We start from the raw sequence: 1623 nt of genomic DNA on the forward strand, positions 1-1623 counted from the left end.
GCGGAAAGCAGCAGGAATTGTGAGACGCGAGGCTTTCTCTCCGAGTTCACCATTTGCCTCCTGCGGGGCCTAACACCTGAATTAAGCCGAGCCGCGAAGCGGCTTCGGCTTGAATGAATTGTTAGGCGCTGAGCCGGGAGCACACACAGGCACGGGGCCGGACGAATATATGAAGCCATGGGAGTCGCGTACGCGTAGCTTAACCCTGCCGGTGTACGAAGACGTAGGCCATTGACTTGCATAAGCGCGGAACTCAGTGCGATCGCCTGGACCAACGTGCACTTCGTGGTCCGGAGGGGTGAACTCCTCCAGGATTACCGCCCAATGATTGGGATTAGTTGGTGTTGCATCGTCTGCTACTAGGTCGAACGCTCGCGGGTACAAGTTGTACGGCGGACCTACCGAACCATATGCCGGAAAGGAAACGGACTCCTTGGCGCCATTGATTACGGAAATATGGATTGCATCGTGGCTTGCAGAATCGAAGCAGGATTCTGGTACTACAACTACACCAGCGCTTTGTTGGGGACGCACATTGGCGCAGGCTGCCGCTAAGAGAATCAAAACTGCCGCTAAGAGTGATCTCATGTGCCTAACACCTGAATTAAGCCGACATGCGTAGTGGAGGCAAAAGGTGGCACGCTTTTGAGTGCCGCCTTTTGGTGGAACGAAGCATGTTCGGCTTGAATGAATTGTTAGGGCCCAGTGCGTTGAGCCCGCAACCGCCGTGCCCGCCGCAAGAAAAGCCCCAGATTGATGCCTATAAGTAGTGGCGTGGCAAGCATGCCGCCAAAAAACCAGTGCCAGCCACTTGGATGACACCGCGAAAGAATAAACCAGGCGAATGCGATAGCCGTGGCCAACAGCCAAGGCCCGGACTGAAGGCAGACGAGAACGATGAAAGACGATGCTGGAGCGTCGATAGAGTTTCCGGCCCGGCGAGCTTTAACGGCCACCCATATCGAATAGATCCAACGAACAGCGCGCGACCAAACGAGCAAGCCGACGAAGAGGCCGAAGAATGCAAAGCAGAGACCAGAGATAATCGGCATGGGCCCTAACACCTGAATTAAGCCGACCCGCGAAGCGGGTTCGGCTTGAATGAATTGTTAGGCCTCTGCGCGGGCCAAGCGGATCCGCTCCTTTGCCGCCTCCAGCGAATTGCCGTGCCACTGATCTATCTGACTGTCATCCGCAAAATAGTTGTCTACAAAGTTGACGGCAAAATGATATGGCTCATAGCTCTCGCCGCGAGCAGCCAGAATTGCGGAATTACGGTACCAAAGATCGAGGATTGCTATTTCGATGGTGGCGGACAGATTGACCAGCTCTTTCGTTTTCTGACGCCAGTTTCCATCGGTTGTTTCAAGGGCGGCATCAAGGCGGCCTGACATGCTTAGAGGAAGATGCCCGATTACGTCCAAAACAAAATGATCGAAGAATAGATCACTCGAGTTTGATTGATATCTAGGATATTCGAAGATGTTCATGCAGGGGCCTAACACCTGAGTTAAGCCGAACCGCGTAGTGGAGCCAAAGGCATGGCAAGCTGTATCTGCCATGCCTTTGGTGTAACGAAGCGGTTTCGGCTTGAACGAATTGTTAGGCCTTACGCTCCGGCAA

The 1623-nt window shown here is 53.9% G+C and carries 1 protein-coding gene; it reads right to left on the reverse strand.

Going from position 1 to position 1623, the window contains the following annotated elements:
• Nucleotides 1-1109: 1109 nt before the first annotated feature.
• On the reverse strand, nucleotides 1110-1623 hold a 514-nt coding region (locus G7B67_RS13345), incomplete at its 5' end, for a hypothetical protein (protein WP_207780944.1).

Origin of the sequence: Cognatiluteimonas telluris, from assembly GCF_011320095.1 — a bacterium.
Classification (GTDB): Bacteria; Pseudomonadota; Gammaproteobacteria; order Xanthomonadales; family Xanthomonadaceae; genus Cognatiluteimonas; species Cognatiluteimonas telluris.